Genomic DNA, 19200 nt, shown 5'->3' with positions numbered 1-19200 from the left:
GGCCTGCGGTGCGCGGTCCCGTGGACGAAGCAACCGACAAGGATCTGCACGAAACCTTCGAGGCGCTGGTCTTCAAATCCTTCGCCATGACGCGCGCCGCCGTGCCGCAACTGAAAAAGCAGCGCGCCGGAAAAATCCACTTCCTCACCTCCGCTGCCCCGCTGAACGGCATCCCGAATTACAGCATCTATGCCGCCGCGCGCGGCGGCGCCAACTCGCTCGCGCTGACACTGGCGAAGGAACTGGCGCCCGCGAACATCCAGGTGAATGCCCTCGCCTTCAACTTCATCGAGAGCCCGGACTACTTCCCGGCATCGCTTCTGGAAAATCCGAAATCGCGCGACAAGATATTGTCGAACATTCCCCTCGGCCGTCTCGGCAAGCCGGAGGAGGCCGCCGCCATCGTCGCCTTCCTCGCCGGCCCGACATCGGATTTCATCACCGGCCAGTTGATCCCCGTCGCCGGCGGCTGGGCAACGGCGCGCTAGTTCACCCCCTTTAGTTGAGCATCGCAATCGGTGCCAGCGTCGGTCCGATTTCGTCATGGATCACGAGATCGGCAATCTGGTCGAGCTCCGTCGGCTCGCGATTGAGGATCGCGAGCATCGCGCCGTTCCGTTTCGCGAGAACGGGAAAGCCCGCCGCCGGATAGACCTGCAGCGAAGAACCGATGGCGATGAACAGATCGCAGCCGAGCGTTGCCTCATGCGCCCTGTTCATCTCTTCTTCCGGCATCGCCTGCCCGAAGGAGATCGTCGCCGATTTCACGATCCCGCCACAGCTCCGGCAATCGGGCGCCGCGCCCGACGCATCATACATCTCGCGCACCCATGAAAGTTCGTGCCGCTCGCCGCAGTCGAGGCACTTCGCATAGGTGCCGTTGCCATGCAGCTCGATCACCTTCTCCGCCGGTATGCCGGAATTCTGATGCAGATTGTCGATATTCTGCGTGATGACATGGCTCGCCTTGCCCTCGTCGATCAGCTTCGCAATCGCCATGTGCCCCTTGTTCGGCTCGGCGCTCACGATCGTCTTGTCGATCTCGAATTTCCGCCGCCATGCCTCCGCGCGGATTTCCGGCGAACGCAGAAAATCCTGAAAGTCGATCGGCGCCATTTTCGTCCACAGGCCCCCGGGGCTGCGGAAATCCGGAATGCCCGATTCCGTGCTGATCCCGGCGCCGGTGAATATCACCACGCGATAAGCGTCCTCGATGGCTCGCTTCAATTCTCTCGACATGCCCAACCTTTGACCTTGCCCCTGCAATGTTGAATCATGCGGCAATTCCGGCATCGATCAAGGACCCAGGATGAAATATCTCCACACCATGGTGCGCGTCGGCGACCTCGACAAGGCGCTCGACTTCTATTGCGACAAGCTCGGCCTCGAAAATCTCGGCCGCTTCGACATCGAGGCGGGCCGCTTCAGCCTCGTCTTCCTCGCCGCCCCCGGCCAGAAGGAAGCCCAGGTCGAACTGACCTGGAACTGGGATCCGGAACCCCTCGGCGAAGGCCGTAACTTCGGCCACCTCGCCTACGAGGTCGACGACATCTACGAAACCTGCGACCGCCTGCTGAAGAAGGGCGTCACCATCAACCGTCCCCCGCGCGATGGCCGCATGGCATTTGTCCGCTCCCCCGACAACATCTCCATCGAATTGCTGCAGGCCGGCACGCCCCTGCCGCCGAAGGAGCCTTGGGCCTCGATGCAGAATGAGGGGCACTGGTAGCCGCCTGACACGCGGCTTCCACCGCATCTCGCGCTCATCCGCCGTCCATCCCGGCGGCGCGGTGTCTGCTCGTGTGTGAGTATTCTTTAAAATTTTCCCAGCCCGCAGAAGTATTTCCCCCTGCGGATAGGCCGGCGTTAACCCGTATTCCTGTATTCCCGTTGGACGGCTCAGGGATTTACCGAAGTAAATCTTGGACACAACAGAGAATATGTGGGGATATTCTATGTCAGTACGTGCGGCTCTCGCGGGGCTGAATAACGGGCGCAAGCCGGACGACAAGGCCCTTCTCGCGGACCTTCTGGCCAGTTGCCCGAACCCGGTCCTGATGGCGGATGGCGCCCTCCGCGTCCTGCACGCCAATGAGGCCGCCTTGCACCTCTTTGGCCGTCCCGCCTTTCGGACCGGCGAAGTTCTCCTCCCTGAGTTCTGCGGCCCCGCCAACATGTTCCTCGGCGAGCTCGTCGCCCATGCCGTCCTGCAGGACGAGCCCCTCCCCGCCCGGAACACCACCATCGCCGGCGAGGTCTTCGACCTCGCGGTCCATCGGGGTGATGCGGCCTGGATCGTCACCCTGCGCCCGGTCACGCGGGAACTAAGCCGCGACTATCGGCTGAAGCAGCTCGAGGAACACATGCGCATCCTGCTCCGCGCCATAAACGGCATCGAGGGCAGCATCATCATTGTCGACATGGACGGCCGCATCCGCTTCCTCAACGATTTCACCCGCAAGCATATCGGCGATCTGTTGCGGGAGGTGGACATAGCCGACTGGCCTTCCGCCGCCGGCTTCTTTCGCGAGGACGGCGTCACCCCTCTGGAGGGCCCGGACCGCATCCTGCCCCGCGCTCTGAAGGGCCAGACCGTCATCAACCAGCCCATGGTCGTGCGCAACGGCCTGACGGGCGAAGCCGTCCACATCCGCGCCTCCGCCACGCCCATCGTGTCGAAGAAGAACGGCATCGTCGGCGCCATCGGCTGGTTCCACGACGTAACCGACCGCCGGGCACTGGATGCCTACCGGAATGGCGCGGAAGAAGGGGTTCAGGGGGAAGATGAAGTGGTACGCCCTAGGGGAGTCGAACCCCTCTTTCCAGAATGAAAATCTGGCGTCCTAACCGATAGACGAAGGGCGCGTACGGCCGTCGAAGGCCCACCGGAAAACCCGGCCACGAGCGCGCCTTATAAGGGGCCGGAGCGACTCTGGCAACCCCTCACATGGGCCCGAAAGGCGGGAAATCCCGCGGCTTTCACGGCGCCGCATCCCGGGTCGGCACGGCGTCCTCGATGGTGAGTTGCACATCCCGCCGGTTCTGCCAGTCGTCGGCGCTGAGCCGCCCCGCCACATGCAGAAGTCCGCTCCCCCGGTCCATCAGAACGGCGCCCAGCGGCGTCGTCGCGGCGCGGAAGGCAATCGCCTTGATCCGCCCGCCATCCTCCCCCGTGAGGATGCAGCGCACATGGTCCTTGCCCACGACATCCGCCTTCACCACCCGCACCGAAGGCATCGCGAAGCGCGGCTCGGCGTTGCCCGCGCCATAAGGGCCCGCCTGCTGCAAAAGCTCGTACAGCTCCCGCGTCGCGCCCCGCGCCGAAAGCGCGCCGTCGAGTTTCAGCGCCCGTGCTTCCGATGCCACGGCCACGTCATCGGCCAGCCGCTTGGCCAGAAAATCCTCCAGCGCGTCGAGCTTGTCCTCCCGCAGCGTCAGACCCGCCGCCATGGCGTGGCCGCCGCCATTCACCAGCAGCCCCGCCTCGAGCGCCGCCGTAACCGCGCGGCCGAGATCGACCCCTGTCAGCGACCGCCCGGAGCCCTTCCCCTCGCCCTTCTCGTCGAAGGCGAGCACAAGGCTCGGTCGCTCATATTTATCCTTCAGCCGGCTCGCCACGATGCCTATGACACCCGGATGCCAGCCGCGCCCGCTCGCCACGATGATCGGCGGCAAGGCGTTCGCCCGCGCCGCCGCAAGCCGTGCATCGACCTGCGCCAGAGCCTCCTCCAGCACCTGTGCTTCGATGGCCTGCCGCTCGGCGTTCATGACGTTGAGCTCTTCGGCAATCGCGCGCGCCTCCTCGGCGTTCTCCGTCGTCAGCAGCCGCGCGCCGAGATCGGCCTTGCCCACGCGCCCGCCCGCGTTCACGCGCGGTCCCAGCAGAAAGCCGCAATGATAGGGCACCGGCGCGCCGTTCATCCGCGCCACATCGCTCAGCGCCGCGAGGCCGATATTCTGCCGCCGCGCCATCACGCGCAGGCCCTGCACCACGAAGGCGCGGTTGAGGCCGGCCAGCGGCACCACATCGCATATCGTGCCGAGCGCCACGAGATCGAGCCACTGCATCAGGTCGGGTTCCGGCCGCGTCGCATACCAGCCCGCCTCGCGAAGCGCCCGGTTGGTGGCGACGACGAAAAGGAACGCGACGCCCACCGCGGCAAGCTGGCCGAGCCCGCTGTCGTCGTCCAGCCGGTTCGGATTGACGAGCGCATAGGCCGGCGGCAGAGCCGGTTCCGCCTGGTGGTGGTCGACCACGATGGAGGGCAGCCCCGCATCGGCGGCGAGCCCCAGCGCCTTGTGCGCCATCGTCCCGCAATCCACCGTGATGACGAGGCCTATACCCTCCTGCTTCAGCCTCAGCAGCGCCGGCGCATTCGGGCCGTACCCCTCGCGGATACGGTCGGGGATGTAGATGCGAAGCTCGCTCCCCGCCGCGCGAAAAAACCGCTGCAGCAGAGCACTCGACGTTGCTCCGTCCACGTCGTAATCGCCGAAGACCGCGATCTTCTCCCCCGCCATGATCGCTTGCGCTACGCGGGTTGCCGCCTTCTCCATGTCGGTGACGACGCGCGGGTCCGGCATCAGCGTCTTGATCGACGGTGCGAGATAGGCCGCGCAGTCCTCCGGCGCCACACCGCGCCCGGCAAGCACCCGCGCCACAATCTCCGGCAGTCCCTCGCGTTGCGCGATGGCAAGTGCCAGCCGGTCGTCCGCGAGGCGGCTCACCCATGCGCGCCCGGTCGCCGACCGGTCAACGCCGAGAAAAGCCCTTGTGGATGCCGTCAGCAATCCGCCTCCTGAAAGACCCTGGGTCTATTCGAACTTGTCGACATGCGAGTGGAACGACTTCAGCCGCCGCACCGTGCCCGTCGCGGAACGCATCACGATCGTATGCGTCGTCACGCCGCCCCGCACATGGTGCACGCCGTCGAGCAGCCATCCGTCGGTAACGCCGGTCGCCGCGAAGATCACATCGCCCGACGCCATTTCCGTATGGCTGAACTTCTTGTTGAAGTCCTTCACGCCCATCTTCGCGGCGCGTGCCTTCTGTTCCTCGACGCTCGTCACCAGCCGGCCCTGCATCTGGCCGCCGATGCAGCGAAGCGCCGCCGCCGCAAGCACGCCTTCCGGCGCGCCGCCGACACCCATATAGATATCGACGCCGGTATCGGGATCCGTCGTCGCGATCACGCCGGCAATGTCGCCATCCGTGATGAGCGTCACCCGCGCGCCGCTTTCGCGCACCGCGCGGATGAGGTCGGCATGGCGCGGCCGGTCGAGAATGCACGCGGTGATCGCGGAAATATCGACCTTCTTCGCCTTCGCCAGCGCCTTGAGGTTCTCCACCGGGCTCGCGTCGAGATCGATCAGCCCTTCGGGATAGCCGCCGCCGATGGCGATCTTGTCCATATAGGTGTCGGGCGCGTTGAGCAGCGTGCCGCCCTGCGCCGCCGCGAGAACGGCCATGGCGTTCGGCATCGCCTTCGCCGTCAGCGTCGTGCCTTCCAGCGGATCGAGCGCGATGTCGACCTTGGGGCCCTTGCCGGTGCCGACGCTCTCGCCGATGTAGAGCATCGGCGCCTCGTCGCGCTCGCCCTCACCGATCACCACCGTGCCGTCGATGTCGAGCACGTTGAGTTCCTTGCGCATGGCGTCGACTGCCGCCTGGTCGGCGGACTTCTCGTCGCCGCGTCCCACCCACAACGACGAACAAACCGCCGCACGTTCCGTCACGCGCCCCATCTCGAGCGCCAGCATGCGGTTCAAGCCTGCAACCTTCGGAGCCATCGCATCCCCCTTCGCTCGCGCCCGCGGCGCCGCGCGGCCCTCCGCAGTCTCAGCGAAGTTCGCCGTCCTCGATCCTTATCACCAGCGGTGTGCCCGCCACGTCTTCATGGTCCGCCAACAATGCCCGCACGCGGGCCATTGTACCCTCATCCGTCTCATGGGTGATGAAAACCACCGGCAGCCTGCCGTCGCCGCCCTTGCCGACGGGGGCGCCGCGCTGCACGATCCGTTCGATGGAGACCGATGCCTGCGCCAGCGCGCGGGTGATTTCGGCCATACTCCCCGCCCGGTCCACCGCGAGGAACCGCAGGTAGAACGAACTCTTGTGCGTATCCATCGCGGCCTTCGCGGGCGCCTTGAGCTTTTTGGCCGGCAGGATGAAGGGCGGCACAATCAGCCCGCGCGCGATATCGGCGAGGTCGGAGAGCACGGCGGAGGCCGTCGGCCCCTCGCCCGCGCCGCGTCCTTCGAGCACGAGATGCCCCACCCGGTCGCCATCGACCGCGACCGCGTTGTAGACGCCCGACACGGCCGCCAGCGGCGTTCCCTCCGGCACCAGCGCCGGATGCACCCGCTGCACGACACCGCCATTCGCCTTCTCCGCGATCGCGAGCAGCTTCACCTTGAAGCCGAACTCGCGCGCAAAGGCGATGTCGGTCGCGCTGATCTTCTCGATGCCCTCGATATGCACATTGGCGAAATCGACCTCCGTGCCGAAGGCGAGGCTCGCGAGAATGGCGAGCTTGTGCGCGGCGTCGATGCCGCCCACGTCGAATGTCGGATCGGCCTCCGCATAGCCGAGCGCCTGCGCGTCCTTCAGCACATCGGCGAAGTCGCGCCCCGTCGTCTCCATCTCGGTCAGGATGTAGTTGCAGGTACCGTTCAGGATGCCGTGGATGCTGCGGATCTCGTTGCCCGCCAGGCTCTCGCGCATCGTCTTGACGATCGGAATGCCGCCGGCCACCGCCGCCTCGTAATTCAGCGCGACACCCTTCTCCTCCGCGATCCGCGCCAGCGCCGTGCCGTGATGCGCGAGCAGTGCCTTGTTCGCGGTCACGACATGCTTGCCCGCCTTGAGCGCCGCTTCCACCAGCTCGCGCGCGACGCCTTCCGACCCGCCGATCAGCTCCGCCACGAGGTCGATGTCGTCCGCCCGCGCCAGCGCCATCGGATCGCTCTCCCAGCGCACGCCGGAAAGGTCGATGCCGCGATCCTTGTTCGTGTTCCGCGCCGACACCGCGACGAGTTCGATCGCCCGTCCGCACGCCGCGGCCAGATAGTCGCCGCGCGCGGCCAAAATCTTGACCACGCCCGCCCCGACGGTACCGAGGCCGGCAATGCCTATCCTGAGAGGTTTGCTCACGTCCGCCCCGCCCTCGTTACGGTGGGATGCGGAACCACGCTCGACTTGATGCCCACGCGCTCCTCGTATTCCGCGAGGATCTGGTCGGCGTTGCTCATCATGCGCTTCACGTTGCGCGCCGCCTGCCGGATGCGCTGCTCGTTCTCCACGAGGCCGATGCGCACATGCCCGTCGCCGTACTCGCCGAAGCCGATGCCCGGCGCGACCGCCACATCCGCCTGTTCGAGCAGAATGGTCGCGAAGCCGAGCGAACCGATATGCCGGAACTTCTCCGGGATCGGCGACCACGCGAACATGCTCGCCGGCGGACTGGGAATATCCCATCCCGCGCGTGCCATGCTGTCCACCAGCACGTCGCGGCGATGCTTGTAGGTCGCGCGGATTTCCGCCACGCAATCCTGCGGCCCGTTGAGCGCCGCCGTCGCCGCCACCTGGATCGGCGTGAACGCGCCGTAATCGAGATAGGATTTCACCCGGCCAAGCGCATTGATGAGCCGCTCGTTGCCCACCGCGAAGCCCATCCGCCATCCCGGCATGGAAAAGGTCTTGGAGAGCGAGGTGAACTCGACCGTCCGCTCCTTCGCGCCCGGCACCTGCAGGATCGAGGGCGGCGGATTGCCGTCGAAATAGATTTCCGAATAGGCGAGGTCCGAAATCACGTAAATGTCGTGCTTCGCCGCGAACGCGATCACCTCGCGGTAGAAGTCGAGATCGGCCACCTGCGCCGTCGGGTTCGACGGATAGGAAACGACAAGCGCCACCGGCTTCGGCACGCTGTGGCGCACGCCGCGCTCCAGCATCTCGAAAAAGCCCTCGGGGCTCTCGAACGGCACCGAGCGAATGACGGCGCCGGAAATGATGAAGCCGAACGCATGGATCGGATAGCTCGGGTTCGGACAGAGGATGACGTCGCCCGGCGCCGTGATCGCCTGTGCGAGGTTCGCCAGCCCCTCCTTCGAGCCGAGCGTCGCGATCACTTCCGTTTCCGGGTTGAGCGTCACGCCGAAGCGCCGTTCGTAATAGGCCGCCTGCGCGCGCCGGAGCCCCGGAATGCCGCGCGACGACGAATAACGATGCGTCTTCGGATCGCGCACCGCCTCGATCATCTTTTCCACGATATGGGGCGGCGTCGGCATGTCGGGATTGCCCATCCCGAAATCGATGATGTCCTTGCCTTCCGCTCGCGCCTTGGCCTTGAGCTTGTTGACGCTCTCGAAGACGTAAGGGGGCAGACGCTTTATGCGATGAAACTCTTCGCTCATGGCCAATTCCTGAAGACGCCGGATCGTGATGTCCCCGGATGAAAATGCTGGAAAAGCGCGAGCGGGGACGGTCTCAGGGCGTCTTATAACCCCTTTAGGCCCACCCCCGCCACGATGGATTTAGGCGGGAAACGGCGCTCTCCCGGCTGCTCAGGGCTGGCCGGCCGCCGGCTTCACGGTGATGCGCTTGGTCGGCGCGGGCGTCACTTCCGGGCCCGTGTCCGCCGCCGGTTCGGATGCCGCCGCCGCGCCGTCCTCGGTCACGACCTCGGCCTCCGCCGTCTCCACGGCCGCCGTCTGCGTCTTCAGCACCGCCGAATAGTCCCGGTGGCCGCCGCGCTCCGGCAGCGGCAGCACGGGCGCGCTCTGGTAAAGCGACTGTTTGTCGCTCTTCGGGTCGCTCGGCACGTCGCCGATCGCGGGCACGGGTGCCGGCTTGCTGATGACCGGCGCGGGCGCGGGCGCCTCGGTGCCGCCGCGCAGCACCTGGTCGCTGTGCTGTGCCTTCTCGCGGTCGGCGGCAAGCTCTTTCGCCAGGTCCTTGCGCTCGTCCAGCGGCGTCGCCGCCGGCCGCTCGGTCGGTACGTCGCGCAGGTCGGGGAAGGCGGCATCCGCGGGCGCCGGCGCGGGCGTGCCGCCATAAACGGCATCGGGCTTTGCATCGTCGGAGATCGCCGAGCATCCGGTCGCGAGCGTCGCCGCCAGCAGCGCCGCCCCGCAGACCTTCCACACGCTGTTCACCCTGAGGCCCGATGCCACATCCGACATGAATTCACTCCTGATTTCGCGCCTTCGGCGCTGCTTTCCGCCCCTTGTGTCCGTCATCCGGCGGACATGGTGGAGCGTATAGTATACGCTTGCAGGGCGAAACATTTTGTCGCCGGTTGAGCCGCCGCAAGAGCTGAAAGCCCGCCACAGGCCCCAGGAAAGACGAGACGTTCGATGAGCCTGAAAGACATGCCCGAGCCCGCTGCCGCCGGAACCCCCGCAACGAAGCCCGCCGCGCCGAAAAAACCTCGCGCACCGCGCAAAAAATCCGCGCCCAAGGCCGCGAAGCTGGTGGAAATCCAGCCGACGGCCCAACCAACAGAGGGAATCGCCGCCAAATTCGCGCCCGATCCCAAGGCCGCGCCCGCGCGGGATTATGTAATGCCGGATTTCGGTGCGCTTGCCGTCAACCTTCTCCATGCCGCGACCTTGGGACAAAAGGCCGCGCGGCTTCTCGTCAAGAACGACGATTCGTCGGACGCGGACAGCGCCCTTCACGACTTCCAGCGCATCGGCCGCACCCTGGTCGACGTCGCCGGCAGCTATCTCCGCAACCCGGCGAAAATCTTCGAGGCTCAGGCCGCCCTCTGGGAAGGCTATCTCAGCCTCGCCGGCTCCATGACGCGCCGCTTCCTCTTCGGCGAGGACGTGCCTCCCGTCGCAAGCCCGAGCCGCAGCGACAAGCGCTTCCGCGATCCCGACTGGCAGGAAAACATCGTCTTCGACCTGATGAAGCAATCCTACCTGCTCACCAGCAAATGGCTCACCGAACAGGTGAAACAGGCCGAGGGCGTCGATCCGCACACGCGCCAGAAGGCCGACTTCTATATCCGCCAGATGGCGAACGCGATGTCGCCCTCGAACTTCCTCTTCACCAACCCGGAAATCCTGCGCGCGACGCTCGCCTCGAACGGCGAGAACCTCGTCGCCGGCATGGAGCATCTGCTGGAGGATATCGAGCGCGGCCACGGCCACATCCAGATCCAGCAGACCGACATGTCCGCCTTCCGCCTCGGCGAGAATGTCGCGACGACGCCGGGCAAGGTCGTCTTCCAGAACGATCTGATGCAGCTGATCCAGTACGAGCCGGCCACGGAGAAAGTCCACAAGCGCCCGCTCGTCATCTTCCCGCCCTGGATCAACAAATATTACATCCTCGATCTCACGCCCGATAAGTCGCTCATCAAATGGTGCCTCGACAAGGGCTACACGGTCTTCGTCGCAAGCTGGGTGAACCCGGACGCGCGCCTCGCGCTGAAAACCTTCGAGGACTACATGTTCGAAGGCGTCTACGCGGCGCTCGACGCGGTCGAACAGGCGACCGGCGAAACCGAAGTGAATGCGGTCGGCTACTGCATCGGCGGCACGCTGCTCGCCTGCTCCCTCGCCCATATGGCCGCGCGCAAGGATACCCGCATCAAGTCGGCAACCTTCCTCGTGACGCAGGTCGATTTCACGGAAGCAGGTGAGCTGAAGGTCTTCATCGACGAGGAACAGATTTCCGACATCGAAAAGCAGATGCACGAGAAGGGCGGTTACCTGAAGGGGTCGACCATGGCCTCCACCTTCAACATGCTCCGCTCCAACGACCTCATCTGGAACTACGTCGTCAACAACTACCTCCTGGGCCGCGAGCCCATGCCCTTCGACATCCTGTTCTGGAACGCGGACGCGACGCGCCTCCCCTCGGCGATGCACGTCTTCTACCTGCGCGAATGCTATCTCGAAAACAAGCTCGCCGAAGGCCGCATGGTGCTCGGCGGCGAGGAGATCCACCTCGACAAGGTGAAAGTCCCCGTCTACCTCCAGTCGAGCCGCGAGGATCACATCTCGCCCTATAACTCCGTCTACAAGGCAACGAAACTCTTCGGCGGCCCGGTGCGCTTCATCTGCGCCGGCTCCGGCCACATCGCCGGCGTCATCAACCCGCCCGCCGCCGGCAAATACAACCACTGGCTGAACGACGACCTGCCGCCGACCCCCGACGAATGGTTCGCCGGCGCCACCGACCACAAGGGCTCCTGGTGGCCCGACTGGGAAAACTGGCTCGCCGAAAAATCCGGCCCCATGGTCGCCGCCCGCAAACCCGGCAGCGGCAAACTCAAGGTGCTGGAGGATGCGCCGGGATCATATGTGCTGGTGAAGAGCGAGGATTGAAGTACATCCCCCATAAATTCCGCCCACAGAATTTATGCACAAACTCAAGAGCAACGTATAGCGGGCAATGTGACGACACCTCCCCCTTGCGGGGAGGTCGAGAAATTCGCGGTACGCGGATTTCTCGGGTGGGGGTAACGGCGCATCGGCACATTCCACGCCAACTATTCACCTCAGCGCCCCCCACCCGAAGGGCTTTGCCCTTCGACCTCCCCACGAGGGGGAGGTGAAGAACGCATCGGCCGCTCCTCACTCTTCCCACCCTCCCCCTGTGGGAGGGTCGAAAACTTCGCGCGTAGCGGGACGTTGTCGGGGAGCGGTAAGCGAGGACCCCCGGCGCAAAATCAATCAAGCGTCATTCATCGATAGCGGCCCCCCTCCCCAAACGGCTTACAGCCGTTTGACCCTCCCACAGGGGGAGGGTGGCAGAGCGCAAACCCCTTCGCCAAAACACCCTCTCGGCTTCCCTCGCATAAACGGCTAGCCTCCCTACCGCCGCCATCCTGCGGTCCCTGCCGGAAGCCCCGCCTTGACCTTCACAGTCACCCTCGCCGTCCTCGCCTCCGCGCTGCTCCACGCAAGCTGGAACGCACTCGTCAAGACCGGCGCCGACCGTCTCATGATGATGGGCTATATCGCGGCGGCGACGGGCCTCGTCGCGCTGCCCTTCCTGCCCTTCATTCCGCTCCCTGGCTGGGACGTCGCGAAGATACTCGCCCTCTCCTTCGCGCTTCACGTCGGCTACAAGCTCTTCCTCGTGAAAGGCTACGAACACGGCGATTTCGGCCAGGTCTATCCGCTGTCGCGAGGGGTAGCCCCCGCCATCGTCACGGTGGTCGGTGCCGTCTGGCTCGGCGAAATCCTCCCCACCGCCGCCTTTGCCGGCGTCGCGCTGATCGCGCTCGGCATCGTCAGCCTCGCCTTCCGCCGCACCAATGGCGCCGGCCTCCCCAACGATCCGCGCGCCCTTGGCTATGCCTTCGGTACCTCGCTCTTCATCGCCGCCTATACGCTCAACGACGGCCTCGGCGGCCGCATCGCCGAAAGCCCGCACATCTACGTCATCTGGCTCTTCGCCGGCGACGGGCTGATCTTCTTCCTGATCGTACTCTGGCGGCGCGGCCGCGCCTTCCTCAAGCCCCAGCGCGCCATGGCCTATGGCTTCGCGGGCGGCGTCATGTCCGTCATCGCCTACTGGCTGGTCATCTGGGCCATGACGCTCGCGCCCTTGGGGCCCGTCGCGGCCTTGCGCGAAACCAGCGTCGTCTTCGCCGCCCTCATCTCCGGCCTCCTCCTGAAAGAAGGCCTCGGCTGGCGCGCCGTCGCCGCCGCCTGCGTGGTTGCAGCGGGCGTCATATTGCTGAAGGTGTGACTTGATTTGGCGATCAGGATACGGAGCAAAGTAAAAATAGAAGTGTCATCCCGGCGAAAGCCGGGACCCATTGGTTCCCTCAGCAAGGGTTTAGGGCAGCGGCTTTTTGCGCTTTGAAGGACTCTTCGTTGCTGCGGCTATCGGCACCGCGAGTGGGTCCCGGCTTTCGCCGGGATGACATCTGTGGGTTAAGCGAAAACCACAATTCAAAATCTTCGCGCCGAAGGCGCAACACTCCTTCTTCTCCGTGCCTCCGTGCCTCCGCGTGAGTCCCCTAAAGGTCCACCGCCAGCCCCTCGTCCGCGCCGATCATGATGTTGAGGCACTGCACCGCCTGCCCCGACGCGCCCTTGCCGAGATTGTCGAGCAGCGCCGTCAGCATGACCTGCCCCGTCGTCTCGTTGCCGAAGGTGAAGAGCTTCATCGCATTGGTGCCGTTGAGCCCTTCCGGCTCCAGCTTCGTCATCGCCGCGCTCTCGCCAAGCGGCACGACGGACACGAACCGCGCCCCCTCGTAAGCCGCCGCCAGCACCTCATGCACCCGCGCCACGGAAGGCTTTCCCGGCAGCGCCCAGAGCTGCAGCGGCACTTCCACGATCATGCCCTGCGCATAGCGCCCGACCGCCGGCGCGAACAGCGGCGGATGGTCGAGCCCCATATTCGCCTGCATCTCCGGCACATGCTTGTGCGCGAGCCCGAGCGCATAGGCGCGGAACGCCTCGAACGTGTAGTTCGGCGACGCCTCGTCCTCGAACTCCGCGATCATCTGCTTGCCGCCGCCCGAATAGCCCGACACCGCGTTGACGGTGAGCGGCCAGCCCTTCGGCACCAGCCCGGCATCCACCAGCGGCTTCACCAGCGCGATCGCGCCCGTCGGATAGCAGCCGGGGTTGGTCACCCGCGCCGCGCCCGAAATCGCCTGCCGTTGCTCCGCCGACATTTCCGGAAAGCCGTAAACCCAGCCCGGCGAAACCCGGTGCGCCGTCGAGGCGTCGATGACCCGCGTGGTCTTGTTGTCGATGAGCGACACCGCCTCCTTCGCCGCCTCGTCCGGCAGGCACAGGATCACGATATCGGCCGCATTGAGTGCATCGCGCCGCGCACCCGCATCCTTGCGCTTCTCCTCGCCCAGCGAAATGAAATCGAGATCCTTGCGCTGATCGAGCCGCGCCCGGATCTGCAACCCCGTCGTACCCACTTCGCCGTCGATGAATATCCTGGTCGTCATTGGCCAATCTCCAATACCAACTCACTCGTCATTGCCGGGCTTGACCCGGCAATCCAGGGCGGCGAATTCCGAGCCTGCGGCTCCTGGATGCCCGGCCACCTTGAAACTCGAAGGAGGGTCCGGGCATGACAACGGAAGAGCACAAAAAACAAAAAAGGCGCCTCGTGCGAAACGAAGCGCCTTCTTCGAGAACCCGTGAAAGGGATCAGCGCTTCGAGAACTGGAAGCTGCGGCGGGCCTTCGCCTTGCCGTACTTCTTGCGTTCGACCACACGGCTGTCGCGCGTGAGGAAGCCTTCCTTCTTGAGCACGCCGCGAAGCGACGGCTCGAAATAGGTCAGCGCGCGCGAGATGCCGTGACGGATGGCGCCCGCCTGGCCGGAGAGACCGCCGCCCACCACCGTCGCGGTGATGTCGTACTGCTTCTCGCGGGCCGCCGTCACCAGCGGCTGGTTGAGGATCATGCGCAGCACCGGGCGCGCGAAGTAGACTTCGAGCGTGCGGCCGTTGATGCTGATGCGCCCCGAACCCGGTTTGATCCAGACGCGGGCGACCGCGTTCTTGCGCTTGCCGGTCGCATAGGCGCGGCCGAACTTGTCGAGCTTCTGCACGGCGGGAACGGCGTTCGCGTCCGGCGCGCTCGTGCCTTCCATCGCACCCTTCAGGTCTTCGAGTGTGGTTGTTTCGGACATGACTATGCGATCCTGACGTTCTTGCGGTTCAAGGCGGCGAAGTCGATCTTCTTCGGCTGCTGCGCCTCATGCGGATGCTCGGCGCCGCCATAGATGTGCAAATTGCCCATCTGCCGGCGGCCAAGCGGCCCGCGCGGGATCATCCGCTTCACCGCGAGTTCGAGCACGCGCTCGGGGAAACGGCCTTCGAGAATGCGCTTCGGGCTCGTTTCCTTGATGCCGCCCGGGTGGCCCGTGTGGCGGTAGTAGCGCTTGTCGTCGTACTTCGCGCCCGTGAACGCGACCTTGGCGGCGTTCACGATGATGACGTTGTCGCCGCAATCGAGATGGGGCGTATAGGTCGTCTTGTGCTTGCCGCGCAGGATATTGGCGACATAGGACGCGAGACGGCCGACCACGATGCCTTCGGCATCGATCACGATCCACTTCTTCTCGATTTCGGCGGCTTTCGCGGAATAGGTCTTCATGCGAAAAATCCTGGCGAAACTGCAAATAGAGAGGGGCCACGCTCGGGCCCCCGGTTCGGCGCTGCTTTTAGGCGAGCCTTGGGCCCCTGTCAATGTCATTGAACGCCGCGCCCCGCGAAAAAGCCCTGCAATACCGGTCTTTTATCGATGGGGTAACAGAGTACCCCATATTTTACCGCGGCGGGATCGAATAGGTGCAGGTCGCATGCGCCACCGGCCCGCCCGCCCCCTCCTGGCTCATCGTGATGTCGCCGACCGCGAGCGCCCGGCCGAGCTTCATCAGCCGCGCCTCCGCCAGAATGTCGGCCTGCGCGGGCTTGCGCATGAAATTGATGGTGAAGCTCGTCGTGACGGCCAGCCCCACCGGCCCGATATGCGCCAGCACCGCCGCATACATCGCATAATCGGCGAGCGCCATCATGGCCGGCCCCGAAATCGTGCCGCCCGGCCGGAGGTTCCGCTCCGAAAAGCCGAGCCTGAGCACCGCCCTCCCCGGCCCCACCGCCTCGATCCGCGTCGTATCCGCCCCCATCCGCATCTGCGGAAACTCGCGCTCCATGAACGCCTCGAGCTCCGCCACGCTCATCACCGGCACCAGATCGGCCATGCCCGCTCCCCGCTTCCATCCATGATCCTTGCGCCACTTTTACCCCATGCCGCTCCCCTCCCCCAACACCTGACTCTCCCGCCCCGCCCCGCTATGCTGCCGGGAAAAGCAGAACCGGGAGACGACCCCATGAGCCAGCCCGCCGAAAAGCCCGCCGAACCCCTCCTCCTCCGCGAGGACGCGAACGGCGTCGCCCGCCTGACGCTCAACCGGCCGGCGAGCCGCAACTCCCTCTCCATGAGCCTCATGGAGGAGCTTGCCGCCGAATTCGCCCGTATCGCGAACGACAGATCCGTCCGCGCCGTCGTGCTCGCGGGCGCCGGTCCCGCCTTCTGCGCCGGCCACGACCTGAAGGAACTCACCGCCGCCCGCAACCAGCCGGATCGCGGCCGCGCCTTCTTTGCCAAAACGATGAAGCAATGCAGCGCGCTCATGCAGGCGATCGTCAATTGCCCGAAGCCCGTCATCGCCCGCGTCCACGGCATCGCGACGGCGGCCGGCTGCCAGCTCGTCGCAAGCTGCGATCTCGCCGTCGCCGCCGACACCGCGAAATTCGCGACGCCCGGCGTCAATATCGGCCTCTTCTGCTCGACGCCGATGGTCGCCCTCTCGCGCAACGTGACGCGCAAGCACGCGATGGAAATGCTGCTGACCGGCGAGATGATCGGCGCCGATCGCGCCTGCGAGATGGGCCTCGTCAACCGCGCCGTGCCCGCCTCGGAACTCGATGCCGCCGTCGCGCATTTTGCCGATACCATCGCGACGAAATCCGCCCTCACCGTCTCCATCGGCAAGAAGGCCTTCTACGACCAGCTCGAAAAGCCGCTCGCCGAAGCCTATGACTACGCCAGCGAAGTGATGGTGACGAACATGCTCGCCCGTGACGCCGAGGAAGGCATCGGCGCCTTCATCGAGAAACGCGATCCGAAATGGGAGGACAGATGATGCCCGAGGTAGAGCCCGGCGACATCGAACACATCCTGAAGAACACGAAGACCATCGCCCTTGTCGGCGCGAGCGCGAACCCTGCCCGCGACAGCCACGAGGTCATGCGCTACCTGCAAGGCAAGGGCTACCGCGTCATCCCCGTCAATCCGGGCCTCGCCGGCAAGGAGCTGAACGGCGAGAAAGTCCATGCGACGCTTCGCGACATTCCCGAAAAGATCGACATGGTCGACGTTTTCCGCAATTCCGAAGCGGCGGGCCCCGTCACCGGCGAGGCCGTGGAGATCGGTGCGAAATATGTCTGGATGCAACTGGGCGTCGTCCACAACGAAGCCGCCGCCCGCGCCCGCGCCGCCGGCCTGAAAGTCGTCATGAACCGCTGCCCGAAAATCGAAATCCCGAGATTGGTGATGTAGGGAAGCGAAAAGAGCACCCCCCTTCTTCCACCCTCCCCCTGTGGGAGGGTCAAACCGCTGAAAGCGGTTTGGGGAGGGGTAAGCGAGAAGCAGGGAGTATCTTCTTTCTCCGTCATTGCGAGGAGCGCGGAACGCGCGACGAAGCAATCCAGGGCGACGAGCACGGAACCAGCCACTCCTGGATTGCTTCGTCGCTTCGCTCCTCGCAATGACGCAACAAGAAAAACAAGCCGACCAAAACACAAAGAGGCAAAAAATGACCGACCGTAAATTCGACACCCTCGCCGTCCACGCCGGCGCCCAGCCCGACCCGACCACGGGCGCGCGCACGACGCCGATCTACCAGACCACCTCCTTCGTCTTCGAGGATGTCGACCACGCAGCCGCTCTCTTCGGCCTCCAAGCCTTCGGCAACATCTACACCCGCATAACGAACCCGACGACCGCCGTGCTCGAAGAGCGCGTCGCGGCGCTGGAAGGCGGCACCGCCGCGCTCGCCGTCGCCTCCGGCCACGCCGCGCAGATGCTGATCTTCCACACCATGCTCGAACCCGGCGACCGCTTCGTCGCCGTCCGCCAGCTCTACGGCGGCTCGATCAACCAGTTCGGCCACTCGTTCAAGAAGTTCGGCTGGGAAGTCGATTGGGCCGACGGTACCGATCCGGCAAGCATCAAATCCGCCATCGGCCCGAAGACGAAAGCCGTCTTCATCGAAAGCATCGCCAATCCGGGCGGCCTCGTCCTCGACATCGCCGCCATCGCGAAAGTCGCGCATGACGCGGGCATTCCCCTCATCGTCGACAACACGCTCGCCTCGCCCTACCTCTGCCGTCCGCTCGAACATGGCGCCGACATCGTCGTCCATTCCGCGACCAAGTTCCTCGGCGGCCACGGCAATTCCATGGGCGGCGTCATCGTCGACGGCGGCAAGTTCGACTGGTCGAAATCCGGCAACTATCCGACGCTCTCCGAACCCTGCGCCTCCTATCACGGGTTGAAAATCCACGAGATCTTCGGCCCCATCGCCTTCGCCATCGCTTGCCGCGTACTCGGCCTGCGCGACCTCGGCCCGGCCATCTCGCCTTTCAACGCCTTCATGATCCTGACCGGCATCGAAACGCTGCCGCTCCGCATGCAGCGCCATTGCGACAACGCGCTGAAGGTCGCGAAATTCCTGAAGACCCATCCAAAAGTCTCATGGGTCTCCTATGCCGGCCTCGAAACCGATCCGAGCCACGCGCTGATGAAGAAATATTCGCCGAAGGGCGCGGGCGCCGTCTTCACCTTCGGCCTCAAGGACGGGCATGACGCCGGCGTGAAACTCGTCAGCGCCGTCGAGCTCCTCAGCCACCTCGCCAATGTCGGCGACACGCGCAGCCTCATCATCCACCCGGCCTCGACCACCCATCGTCAGCTTACGGAAGAACAGCAAAAGGCAGCCGGCGCCGGCCCCGACGTCGTCCGCCTCTCCGTCGGCATCGAGGACGCCGACGACATCATCGCCGACCTCGACAAGGCACTGAAGGCATAGCGGGCACAAAAGGCAAGCGACGCCTCTACTCCCTCTCCCCTCGGGGAGAGGGAGGGAGCGGCCGTAAGGCCGCGGAAGGGTGAGGGGGCGCCACAAATAATGCGCCCGCGAACCACCCTCCCCCTGAGGGAGGGTCAAACGGCTGCAAGCCGTTTGGGGAGGGGTAAGCTTGGAACCTCGGCGCATAACCCGCCCCCCGCCAAAACTTAGCCAACTCTGAAAGTTTCTCTTGACGCCGCCGCGCGCCGCTCCAATACTTTCCCACATGGCTAAGTTTTCAACCGACCTCGACAGAACTTTCTCCGCACTCGCGGACCCGACCCGGCGCGCCATCGTCAGCCGCTTGTGCGACGGACCGAGATCGGTCAGCGAGCTTGCCGAGCCGTTCGAGATCGCGCTGCCCTCGCTGCTCAAGCATGTGCGGGTTCTCGAGCAGAGCGGCCTCGTCAGATCCGAGAAAATCGGGCGCGTTCGAACCTGCACGATCGAGCCGCGCGCCCTTCAGGCGACAGAAGCATGGCTGCACCAGCACATTTCCGGCTGGCAGAAACGCCTCGATCGCATGGAAGCGCATATCGAACGCATGATGAGAAAGAAGTGAGT

19 protein-coding genes and 1 tRNA gene are annotated in these 19200 nt (G+C 65.1%); 9 read left to right on the top strand and 11 right to left on the bottom strand.

Annotated features, from left to right (window positions below; all coding sequences use genetic code 11):
• The coding region (locus Q8S60_RS18860; RefSeq protein WP_305668778.1) for an SDR family oxidoreductase at positions 1 to 488 on the top strand (488 nt) is incomplete at its 5' end.
• 10 nt (positions 489 to 498) lie between these two features.
• On the opposite strand, the gene Q8S60_RS18855 is transcribed toward Q8S60_RS18860, so the two are convergent.
• Complete coding sequence (locus tag Q8S60_RS18855) at positions 499 to 1239, bottom strand: Sir2 family NAD-dependent protein deacetylase (protein ID WP_305278003.1); 741 nt, start codon at positions 1237 to 1239, stop codon at positions 499 to 501.
• Between the two features lie 70 nt (positions 1240 to 1309).
• Between Q8S60_RS18855 and Q8S60_RS18850 the strand changes: the two genes are divergently transcribed.
• Positions 1310 to 1729, top strand: a complete 420-nt coding sequence (locus tag Q8S60_RS18850) for a VOC family protein (RefSeq protein ID WP_305278005.1) — start codon at positions 1310 to 1312, stop codon at positions 1727 to 1729.
• A gap of 211 nt (positions 1730 to 1940) precedes the next feature.
• Positions 1941 to 2831 (top strand): PAS domain-containing protein, encoded by an 891-nt coding sequence (locus tag Q8S60_RS18995; RefSeq protein WP_371134401.1) that lies wholly within the window; start codon positions 1941 to 1943, stop codon positions 2829 to 2831.
• Here Q8S60_RS18995 and Q8S60_RS18835 read toward each other — a convergent pair.
• From Q8S60_RS18835 to Q8S60_RS18810, 6 genes are all read right to left on the bottom strand, one after another.
• Positions 2791 to 2865 (bottom strand) — tRNA-Glu (locus Q8S60_RS18835). The two genes, Q8S60_RS18995 and Q8S60_RS18835, sit on opposite strands and share 41 nt — an antisense overlap.
• A 114-nt stretch (positions 2866 to 2979) precedes the next feature.
• Complete coding sequence (gene recJ, locus Q8S60_RS18830) at positions 2980 to 4791, bottom strand: single-stranded-DNA-specific exonuclease RecJ (RefSeq protein ID WP_305278012.1); 1812 nt, start codon at positions 4789 to 4791, stop codon at positions 2980 to 2982.
• Positions 4792 to 4815: 24 nt separating this feature from the next.
• On the bottom strand, positions 4816 to 5790 hold the full coding sequence (gene glpX / locus Q8S60_RS18825; protein WP_305278014.1) for a class II fructose-bisphosphatase: 975 nt from the start codon (positions 5788 to 5790) through the stop codon (positions 4816 to 4818).
• 49 nt (positions 5791 to 5839) lie between these two features.
• Complete coding sequence (locus tag Q8S60_RS18820) at positions 5840 to 7153, bottom strand: homoserine dehydrogenase (RefSeq protein ID WP_305278016.1); 1314 nt, start codon at positions 7151 to 7153, stop codon at positions 5840 to 5842.
• Complete coding sequence (locus tag Q8S60_RS18815; RefSeq protein WP_305278017.1) at positions 7150 to 8415, bottom strand: LL-diaminopimelate aminotransferase; 1266 nt, start codon at positions 8413 to 8415, stop codon at positions 7150 to 7152. Before Q8S60_RS18815 ends, Q8S60_RS18820 begins: the two co-directional genes overlap by 4 nt.
• A 150-nt stretch (positions 8416 to 8565) precedes the next feature.
• Positions 8566 to 9183: a hypothetical protein gene (locus tag Q8S60_RS18810; protein WP_305668777.1), complete on the bottom strand. Its 618-nt coding sequence runs from the start codon at positions 9181 to 9183 to the stop codon at positions 8566 to 8568.
• 174 nt (positions 9184 to 9357) lie between these two features.
• Here Q8S60_RS18810 and phaC point away from each other — a divergent pair, with 174 nt between their 5' ends.
• Positions 9358 to 11340: an alpha/beta hydrolase gene (gene phaC, locus Q8S60_RS18805; protein ID WP_305325415.1), complete on the top strand. Its 1983-nt coding sequence runs from the start codon at positions 9358 to 9360 to the stop codon at positions 11338 to 11340.
• Positions 11341 to 11869: 529 nt separating this feature from the next.
• On the top strand, positions 11870 to 12712 hold the full coding sequence (locus tag Q8S60_RS18800) for an EamA family transporter (RefSeq protein WP_305278021.1): 843 nt from the start codon (positions 11870 to 11872) through the stop codon (positions 12710 to 12712).
• A gap of 274 nt (positions 12713 to 12986) precedes the next feature.
• Here Q8S60_RS18800 and argC read toward each other — a convergent pair whose 3' ends face one another.
• The 4 genes from argC to Q8S60_RS18780 form a co-directional block, all read right to left on the bottom strand.
• Positions 12987 to 13940, bottom strand: a complete 954-nt coding sequence (gene argC / locus Q8S60_RS18795; protein WP_305668776.1) for an N-acetyl-gamma-glutamyl-phosphate reductase — start codon at positions 13938 to 13940, stop codon at positions 12987 to 12989.
• A 205-nt stretch (positions 13941 to 14145) separates the two neighbouring features.
• A complete protein-coding gene (rpsI, locus tag Q8S60_RS18790; protein WP_370867295.1) occupies positions 14146 to 14631 on the bottom strand; it encodes a 30S ribosomal protein S9 in 486 nt (161 codons plus the stop codon).
• Between the two features lie 2 nt (positions 14632 to 14633).
• Positions 14634 to 15098 (bottom strand): 50S ribosomal protein L13, encoded by a 465-nt coding sequence (rplM, locus tag Q8S60_RS18785; RefSeq protein WP_305278023.1) that lies wholly within the window; start codon positions 15096 to 15098, stop codon positions 14634 to 14636.
• 172 nt (positions 15099 to 15270) lie between these two features.
• Positions 15271 to 15705, bottom strand: coding sequence for a PaaI family thioesterase (locus tag Q8S60_RS18780; RefSeq protein ID WP_305278024.1), 435 nt, complete (start codon positions 15703 to 15705; stop codon positions 15271 to 15273).
• 129 nt (positions 15706 to 15834) lie between these two features.
• Between Q8S60_RS18780 and Q8S60_RS18775 the strand changes: the two genes are divergently transcribed.
• From Q8S60_RS18775 to Q8S60_RS18760, 4 genes are all read left to right on the top strand, one after another.
• Positions 15835 to 16650, top strand: a complete 816-nt coding sequence (locus tag Q8S60_RS18775) for an enoyl-CoA hydratase (RefSeq protein WP_305278026.1) — start codon at positions 15835 to 15837, stop codon at positions 16648 to 16650.
• Entirely contained in the window at positions 16647 to 17066 is a 420-nt protein-coding gene (locus tag Q8S60_RS18770) for a CoA-binding protein (RefSeq protein ID WP_305278027.1), read from the top strand. Before Q8S60_RS18775 ends, Q8S60_RS18770 begins: the two co-directional genes overlap by 4 nt.
• A 256-nt stretch (positions 17067 to 17322) precedes the next feature.
• The gene (locus tag Q8S60_RS18765) at positions 17323 to 18597 is read left to right on the top strand and encodes an O-acetylhomoserine aminocarboxypropyltransferase (RefSeq protein ID WP_305278028.1); all 1275 of its coding nucleotides are present in this window, start codon (positions 17323 to 17325) and stop codon (positions 18595 to 18597) included.
• A gap of 265 nt (positions 18598 to 18862) precedes the next feature.
• Positions 18863 to 19198 carry a helix-turn-helix transcriptional regulator gene (locus tag Q8S60_RS18760; protein WP_305278029.1) on the top strand — a complete coding sequence of 112 codons (336 nt, stop codon included), beginning with the start codon at positions 18863 to 18865 and terminating at the stop codon, positions 19196 to 19198.
• Positions 19199 to 19200: the final 2 nt, after the last annotated feature.

The sequence above is a fragment of the Parvibaculum sp. genome (assembly GCF_030694575.1).
Taxonomy (GTDB): Bacteria; Pseudomonadota; Alphaproteobacteria; order Parvibaculales; family Parvibaculaceae; genus Parvibaculum.
This window is presented reverse-complemented; position numbering and strand designations above follow the sequence as displayed.

What these genes read in the sequence shown, in the direction of transcription:
- Q8S60_RS18855 (WP_305278003.1), bottom strand. Translation starts at nt 1,239, where the DNA reads ATGTCGAGAGAATTGAAGCGAGCCATCGAGGACGCTTATCGCGTGGTG.
- Q8S60_RS18850 (WP_305278005.1), top strand. Translation starts at nt 1,310, where the DNA reads ATGAAATATCTCCACACCATGGTGCGCGTCGGCGACCTCGACAAGGCG.
- Q8S60_RS18995 (WP_371134401.1), top strand. Translation starts at nt 1,941, where the DNA reads ATGTGGGGATATTCTATGTCAGTACGTGCGGCTCTCGCGGGGCTGAAT.
- glpX (WP_305278014.1), bottom strand. Translation starts at nt 5,790, where the DNA reads ATGGCTCCGAAGGTTGCAGGCTTGAACCGCATGCTGGCGCTCGAGATG.
- Q8S60_RS18815 (WP_305278017.1), bottom strand. Translation starts at nt 8,415, where the DNA reads ATGAGCGAAGAGTTTCATCGCATAAAGCGTCTGCCCCCTTACGTCTTC.
- Q8S60_RS18810 (WP_305668777.1), bottom strand. Translation starts at nt 9,183, where the DNA reads ATGTCGGATGTGGCATCGGGCCTCAGGGTGAACAGCGTGTGGAAGGTC.
- phaC (WP_305325415.1), top strand. Translation starts at nt 9,358, where the DNA reads ATGAGCCTGAAAGACATGCCCGAGCCCGCTGCCGCCGGAACCCCCGCA.
- argC (WP_305668776.1), bottom strand. Translation starts at nt 13,940, where the DNA reads ATGACGACCAGGATATTCATCGACGGCGAAGTGGGTACGACGGGGTTG.
- rpsI (WP_370867295.1), bottom strand. Translation starts at nt 14,631, where the DNA reads ATGTCCGAAACAACCACACTCGAAGACCTGAAGGGTGCGATGGAAGGC.
- rplM (WP_305278023.1), bottom strand. Translation starts at nt 15,098, where the DNA reads ATGAAGACCTATTCCGCGAAAGCCGCCGAAATCGAGAAGAAGTGGATC.
- Q8S60_RS18780 (WP_305278024.1), bottom strand. Translation starts at nt 15,705, where the DNA reads ATGGCCGATCTGGTGCCGGTGATGAGCGTGGCGGAGCTCGAGGCGTTC.
- Q8S60_RS18775 (WP_305278026.1), top strand. Translation starts at nt 15,835, where the DNA reads ATGAGCCAGCCCGCCGAAAAGCCCGCCGAACCCCTCCTCCTCCGCGAG.
- Q8S60_RS18770 (WP_305278027.1), top strand. Translation starts at nt 16,647, where the DNA reads ATGATGCCCGAGGTAGAGCCCGGCGACATCGAACACATCCTGAAGAAC.
- Q8S60_RS18765 (WP_305278028.1), top strand. Translation starts at nt 17,323, where the DNA reads ATGACCGACCGTAAATTCGACACCCTCGCCGTCCACGCCGGCGCCCAG.
- Q8S60_RS18760 (WP_305278029.1), top strand. Translation starts at nt 18,863, where the DNA reads ATGGCTAAGTTTTCAACCGACCTCGACAGAACTTTCTCCGCACTCGCG.